The sequence below is a fragment of the Chloroflexota bacterium genome (assembly GCA_020850535.1).
In the GTDB taxonomy this organism is placed as follows: domain Bacteria; phylum Chloroflexota; class UBA6077; order UBA6077; family JACCZL01; genus JADZEM01.
In genome coordinates this window covers 24,934-31,620 of sequence record JADZEM010000095.1, presented here as the reverse complement: position 1 = coordinate 31,620, position 6,687 = coordinate 24,934, and the positions used below count along the sequence as shown (strand labels likewise).

At 69.3% G+C, this 6,687-nt stretch carries 5 protein-coding genes; 3 read left to right on the top strand and 2 right to left on the bottom strand.

What is annotated here, in order from left to right; translation table 11 throughout:
• Nucleotides 1-225: 225 nt before the first annotated feature.
• Entirely contained in the window at nucleotides 226-1,212 is a 987-nt protein-coding gene (locus tag IT306_13720) for a hypothetical protein (protein ID MCC7369481.1), read from the bottom strand.
• 658 nt (nucleotides 1,213-1,870) lie between these two features.
• Between IT306_13720 and IT306_13715 the strand changes: the two genes are divergently transcribed.
• The 3 genes from IT306_13715 (at nucleotide 1,871) to IT306_13705 (ending at nucleotide 4,647) form a co-directional block, all read left to right on the top strand.
• The gene (locus tag IT306_13715) at nucleotides 1,871-2,812 is read left to right on the top strand and encodes an endonuclease/exonuclease/phosphatase family protein (protein ID MCC7369480.1); all 942 of its coding nucleotides are present in this window, start codon (nucleotides 1,871-1,873) and stop codon (nucleotides 2,810-2,812) included.
• A gap of 221 nt (nucleotides 2,813-3,033) precedes the next feature.
• A complete protein-coding gene (locus IT306_13710; protein ID MCC7369479.1) occupies nucleotides 3,034-3,687 on the top strand; it encodes an antibiotic biosynthesis monooxygenase in 654 nt (217 codons plus the stop codon).
• A 171-nt stretch (nucleotides 3,688-3,858) separates the two neighbouring features.
• Nucleotides 3,859-4,647 (top strand): hypothetical protein, encoded by a 789-nt coding sequence (locus IT306_13705; protein ID MCC7369478.1) that lies wholly within the window; start codon nucleotides 3,859-3,861, stop codon nucleotides 4,645-4,647.
• Between the two features lie 574 nt (nucleotides 4,648-5,221).
• Here the strand turns inward: IT306_13705 and hflX are convergent.
• Nucleotides 5,222-6,637 (bottom strand): GTPase HflX, encoded by a 1,416-nt coding sequence (gene hflX, locus IT306_13700; GenBank protein ID MCC7369477.1) that lies wholly within the window; start codon nucleotides 6,635-6,637, stop codon nucleotides 5,222-5,224.
• Nucleotides 6,638-6,687 lie beyond the last annotated feature (50 nt).

Below are 6,687 nucleotides of genomic sequence, written 5' to 3'. Positions count from 1 at the left end.
TGACGCTCGACGTTTGCGTCAGCGGTCAGCAATGAGTCTGTCATCCTGAACGAGCGAGCTTGCGAGCGACGTGAAGGATCTCCCAACCGTGACGGTCAGCGGGTGAGGTCCTTCGCTGCGCTCAGGATGACAACTGCAAATCGCATGCTTTCACCAAAAGTTCCACGACCCACGACCCACGACCCACGACCCACGAGCTACGAGCTACGAGCTACGAGCTACGAGCTACGACCCCGTCTTCAGCCGGTCGGCCTCGTCCCGCGCCAGCTCTTCGAGTACTGCGAAGAAGTACCCCATTGCCCGACGCTGCCCGGCCGGGCCACTCCGGACCCGGCCCCGGCTCACCTGATCGACGGTCTTGGTGTACGCCATCTCAACCAGTGTGAGGAACCGCGCGCGCGGCAAGCCCGAGTTCCACCAGGCATGTTGCGCCCGCGCCAGCGAGCGCCGCGGATCGTCATCTCGGAGATGCTGGCCGTACCGTTCGATGATCGCCGCCAGCTCCGCGTTTTCCCCAGGGTCCGCGGTCGGGCGCGCAGCGCCTTCCGGAGCCGTTGTCGATCTTTGTCGGGCTGGTTCTGGCAGGATGGGATCTGAACGAAGGTCTTTGTTGGAAGAGTCTTTTTTTCGTGCACCCGTACGGGTGCTGCGCCGTGCACCGCTACCGTCACCACGCGATGCCCCGTTTTCGGTGGAGTCCGTTGCCCCGTTTTCGGTGCTACGCGATGCCCCCTTGAGGGTGCTGCGCCCTGTGGATACTGGGGATACCGCCGACACGCCGCCCATCTCGTACAGCGGCAGCGGGAGATCGCCCCGCGCCTGTTCGACGGCTTCGGTCAGCACCAGCCGTTCGAGCGCCTGGAACAGCCCGGACAGATCGCAGTAGTCGGCCCGCCGTCCGATGCCAGGGACGGTGCGCGGGGTCGCCACGAGGTACCCCTTCTGGATCAGCGACTGCTTCCAGGCATAGACCTTGTTCTTATGTCGGCCCAGCTCGTCGGCCGCCTGGAGCATCGAGACGTACGGCCAGTCTGGCCCCCACTTCTTATCCAGAATGTAGAGGCAGAGCACCAGCTCCTGGGGGGTCAGGTCGAGGTCGCCAGCGTGGCGCAGCAGGACCGACGGCGCCGGCAAGACGCCGCCCTTGACGATGAGCGGACTCAAGCGCTGCTCCCAACGGTTGTCGCTGGTCTCGTCCGACACGTCCTGCATCGATCCCACTTGACGTAGGGCGCAACGACGTAGTACCGTGTCGGGTAGACGGCGACGGGCTGCCTGGCAAGCTCCCATCGACCCGAACGGCCCCGCCGAGGCGCCGCTGGTGGCACAGCGAGCCTTACGGCTTCAAGAGATCTGGGCAGACCGTGGTGTGGCAACCACGGTCTGTTTGCGTCTGGGGAAAGCGTCTTCTCCGGGTAGTATCAGCCGGATTCCCCGAGGGGTCAAGCGCGGCTGCTCGTTCGTGTAGACGGTGGGAACGGGTCACGGTTCCGTCACAGCACCTTCTGTCGCGCCCGCTACTCTGGTAGCTTGTGCAGTCTGCCCATCCAACACGCCCTGCTGTGACTCTTCGTCAATGGCTACTCGCGACGTTGTGCAGCCTGCTCGCCAGCCGCCTTCTGTCGAGATCGACTGCTTGCGTGCCTCGTTTAGGAACCCCCGTCTGGCCTGCGGCGTCTAGCGCCGTATGACGCCTGTCGAGCATCGGCCACCGGCCCCCGCCGCGTTCCCCGATCGATCGTCCGCCGCCGTGCTCTCCCCGCTCCAGACAGCGGCGCGTGCTCCCTCGGCTGTCCCGCCCGGACGGAGCTGGCGCGACTGCCCGGCCTGGACCCTCGCCACTCTGTTCTGCGCGGGTTACGCGCTCGGTGTGCTCGGCTGGCAGCTGCTCCGTCTCACGCCGGTGGCCGACTGGTGGCTGTTCGAGCTGCTGGACATCTTCGGCGTGGCGATGTTCGCCGCGATCCCACTGCTGGCCCTGGTCTCGATGCTCTGCGCCAGTCGGGCCGGCGGACTCTGGCTGCTCGTTCCCCTGCTCGTGCTGGGCTGGGAGTATGGCAGCCTGGCCTTGCCGCGGCGGACGCCCACCGAGGGCCGGCCGGTGCGGGTGATGACGACCAACCTGCTGGCCCCCAACGGCGATCTGGCGCGGGTGGCGGCGGCCATCGTGGTCGAGTCGCCGGACGTCGTGGCGATCCAGGAGCTGAGCCGCCCGATGTCGGCGTACCTCGCCCGGCAGCTGCGGGCCGAGTACCCGCATCAACTGCTCGGCCCGACGGACTCGGTGGACGGCCTGGGGATCCTCAGCCGCCACCCGATCCATGTCGAGCCGGCGACCGGCTGGTATCAGCACGTCTGCTCCTGTCAGCGCGTCACCCTCGACGTGGACGGGCGAACCGTCACGCTGGTGAACGTCCACCCGCCGACCCCCCGCATCGAGGCGGCGCGTCTCGGGCCGCTGCGCTACCCGACGGGCTTCGATCCGAGCCGGACCAGCGGACCACTCGACGCCGCGCTGGCCGGCATCGACCGTCGCGGCGGGCCGTTGCTGATCGTCGGCGACTTCAACACCGGCGACCGCCAGCCGAAGTATCGGGAGCTGATGCGCGATCTGAGCGACGCGCACCGTGAGGCTGGCTGGGGCCTCGGGCTGTCGTTTCCCGTCCGCGAGTTCGAGGGGTGGCCCGGCACGACGCTGATCCGCATCGATTACGTCCTGCACGACCGCTCAATAGCCACCCGTGCGGCCTTCACGGGCTGGATGCCGGGCTCCGACCATCGCTACGTCGTGGCGGACCTGCTGCTGCCGTAGCGCACGACCGTCGCGCGTTTGTTGACGCCCCGATGACGCGGTCGGCCTCCAGCGGCCGACCGTGTCATCGGGGCGGCCTGGCTCGGCACTAGCGCGCCACCGTGGGCATCCGGCATCCTCTCTCTCGTTTCTACGGTGACTGCACGCAATGCCAGACCTGTTTCGCGCTGTTGGCGTTGCGTGCGACGCGGTGATGAGTGCCCTGCTGTGAGTGCCCTGCTGTGATGGTCGTGGTGGTGGAGAGCAAAGTCGCTCCCGAGCAGGTGGATGAGGCGTTGCGCCGGGCGCAGGACGAGCTTCGGCGCGCCCTCCGCGCGCCCGGCGAGCAGGGCCAGTCTCGGTTCTTCCAGAGTCGCACCGATCCGTCGAGCTTCCTGTACCTGGGCGTCTGGTCGAGTCGGACCGACTTCGAGGCCCGCTTCACTGCGCGGCAGCGGTCAGCCGTCGAGCAGGCGATGCTAAACCCGATCGCCCCGCGCTACTTTCGAATCCTCTCGACATTCGAGCGTATCCTGGTCCCGATGGATCTGGTCGTCTGTCAGGTGGTGAACGGGCCGCCGAGCGCCGCCTCCCCGCTCCGCGACTTCTTCGCCGAGCTGGTGCGCCGGCGCGGGCTGGGACCGCCGGGGCTGGTGCTCAGCCTGATTTGCCAGGAGATCGATGCGCCCGGCAACTTCGTGCTGGTCACCGGGTGGCGCTCGCCGGAGGCGATGGCCGCGATCGTGTCGAACGTCGGGGTCGACTTCGACGCGCAGATCGCCGCGGCCGGGGCCACCTACCATCGCTTCGTCGGGCAGACCCGCTACGATTCGTCGCTGCAGGCCGGCCGCGCCACCACGGCCCGCCCCGACCGGCCGCTCGTGGATGACCCGTGAGCCCGTCCGTCACTGGCTGACAGGCACTCCGCTCGTAGTGACCGCAACGGCGCTTGCGCGCGTCTTCTGTCGAGGCGTACGCTGTACAGTGGGACTGTCTCGGCGCACAGGGGGCTTGCGCCTGCGAGGCCGGCCCGATCCCGGCTCGGTCTCAGGCACGGAGGGCACGCGATGCGGCGCACACTGGCCGCGATCTTCCTGGCCGGCATGGTGGTGCTGGCCGGCATCTCCGCGTGGCCGGCCGTCGCGCAGACGGGCGCCTGCCAGCTTGCACCCGTCTTCGTGATGCTGCGCGATCTCGTCGGGCGTGAGCGGGTCGGTGAGTGCGCCGGCCCCGCGATCCGCAACGACGCCGGCGACTTCACCCAGGCCACGGCTCGCGGCACGATGACCCTCCGTTCGAGCGACCTCGTCGCCACGTTCAGCGACGGACAGACTACCTGGCTGTACGGGCCGCGCGGCCTGGAGAGCCGAGGCAGCACCGGGCGGTTGCCCTGGGAGACGGCCGCCACCACCGCGGTGACCGGTCCGCTGCCTGGTGGGCAGCCCCCGGCCGGCCAGACGACCGCGCCGGCCGGGTCGGTCCCGAGCGGCACCGTGGCTGGCCCAACCGTCGCCACGCCGATGCCGTCGCCCGTCCCCCTCTCGACGCTCCCGCTCACCTTCGACGGCGACGACACGGCCACCACCCGGCCGTTCGACCTTGCCGGCGGCGACTACCGGGTGGCCTACGAGGCCGAGATCCAGCGCGGCAACCAGAGCTGCTACGTGGGCAGCCGGCTGCGCCGCGCCGGCGACGCGAACCCCGGCTCGTTGGTCGTTCACACGACGCTGAACAGCTCCAGCGACCGCACCCTCTCGGGCGAGACCCGCCTGTTCGGGGTTGCGCCCGGGCGGTACGTCCTGGACGTGATGACGACCGGCTGCGCCTGGAAGATCACGCTGCTCGCGCCACGGTAGGCGGCGCTCCGGGACCACGGCCAGACGGACCACGCCAGACGGACCCTGCCCGACAGCCCCAGCCGGCTGGACCCGACGCCTGGACGAGTCCCGACCTCCCCAACGGGCCATCGAGAATGACCCAGGTGGGTCACCTGATTTGCGTCTCTGGCGCCGTTTATTCATATGAAGCCCGACGGGTCGTCGGACTGCCCGAGCGGATGCCGATCGCTGAGACCTGGCCAGTCTCGTGAAGGTGATGGGGACCGCTCGGCTGACGACCCGTCGGGCTTCACCAGTCTCTGCGCCCGGTGCTCAGGGCAATCGCATCGTCCAGCCTGGAGGCCCTCACCCCCCAACCCAGTCGGGCCACCGGGCCTGTGTGCGGGCGAGAGGGAGACACACGAGACCGTCGTTGCTCCCCCTCGCCCGCGCACAGGGAGAGGGGGTTGGGGGGTGAGGGCCTTCCCGCAGGAATTCGTCAAACGCCATCAAGCCCCGACGAGGCCACAACGCAAGCTGCCACATGCCACGGTCGATCTGGTATGCGAAACGGGGGGCAGGCCACACAGGCCACCGATGCTCGCGGTACCCGTCAGCGCCAGCCGGCCGCCGTCTGATCCTTGATCTCGCGGACCTTCCCCTCGCGGCGGAACGACGGGATCAGCCGTTCGGGCAGGTGCCCGTGCAGGCGAATGCCGTGCGGGCGGTGCTCCTCGCGGATCAGGAACCCTTCCCGCCGGAACACGGCCACCAGCCGGCCCGCCGAGAACGGCAGATCGACCTCGACCTCGCGGACTTCCATCCCGAGCCGCCGCGCGATGCGTGCCCGCAACGCGCCGATACCCGCCCCCGTCTGCGCTGAGACGATGACCGCGTCCTCGGGGTCGGCCTCCCAGTCGGCGTCCAGATCGACGGGCATCGTCAGCAAGTCTGACTTGTTCAGCACCAGCAGCGTCGGCTTCTCTGCGAGCCCCAGCTCTTTGAGGATCGCCTCGACGGCGTCTCGCTGCTCGCGGGCGTTCGGGTGCGAGGCGTCCACCACGTGCAGCAGCAGATGGGCGTCCTGCAGCTCTTCGAGGGTGGCGCGGAACGCGGCGATCAGTTGCGGCGGCAGGTTCTGGATGAAGCCCACCGTGTCCGAGATCACGGCGTAGCCGCCGCCCGGCAGCCCCATCCGGCGGGTGGTCGGGTCGAGCGTCGCGAACAGCTTATCCTCAGCCGTGACGCCGGCCTCGGTGAGGCGGTTCATCAGGCTGGACTTGCCGGCGTTGGTGTACCCCACCAGGGCCACCAGCGGCGTCCCCAGCCGGCGGCCCGCCCGAATCCGCGCCCGGTGGCTGCGGACCTGGGCGATCTCCTTCTTGAGCGCCACGATGCGGTCCCGCACGAGGCGGCGGTCCAGCTCGATCTGCCGCTCACCAGGGCCGCCCCGCGAGCCGATCCCGCCGACCTGTCGCTCCAGGTGGCTCCAGGCGCCGGCCAGTCGTGGCAGTAGATACTCCAGCCGCGCCAGCTCCACCTGGAGGCGGGCCTCGCTGGTCCGGGCGCGCTGCCCGAAGATCTCGATGATCAGGCCCGGACGGTCCAGCACCGGCCCGTCGATGCGCTTTTCCAGGTTGCGCTGCTGAACGGGACTGAGTGCGCTGTCCACCACCAGCAGGTCGAAGCCCGGCTCCTGGCGCTGCTCGGCCAGATCGGCCGCCTTGCCCCGCCCGAAGAAGGTGGCCGGGTCCGGGTGCTCGCGGCGCTGGATCGTGCGGCCGGCCACCGTGCCGCCGGCCGTCTCGACCAGCCGTGCCAGCTCGTCCAGGGAGTCTTCGGCGTCCCAGGCGTCGGCGGACGGCCAGTCGAGGGCGGCGAGCATCGTCCGGGCGCCGGTGGCGGGTGCAAGCCCGTCGCGGCGCTCGGCCTCACGGCGTTCGGTGTCTCTGCGGAGCCACTCGCGACGCTCTTCTTCGAGTGTTGCGATCAGTTCGTCGTCGGGCTGTCGCCCACGTTGTCTTGGCATCGTCTACGGAGTGTACCAGGGTGTGCGCCGCTGCCGTGAGAACGGAACGC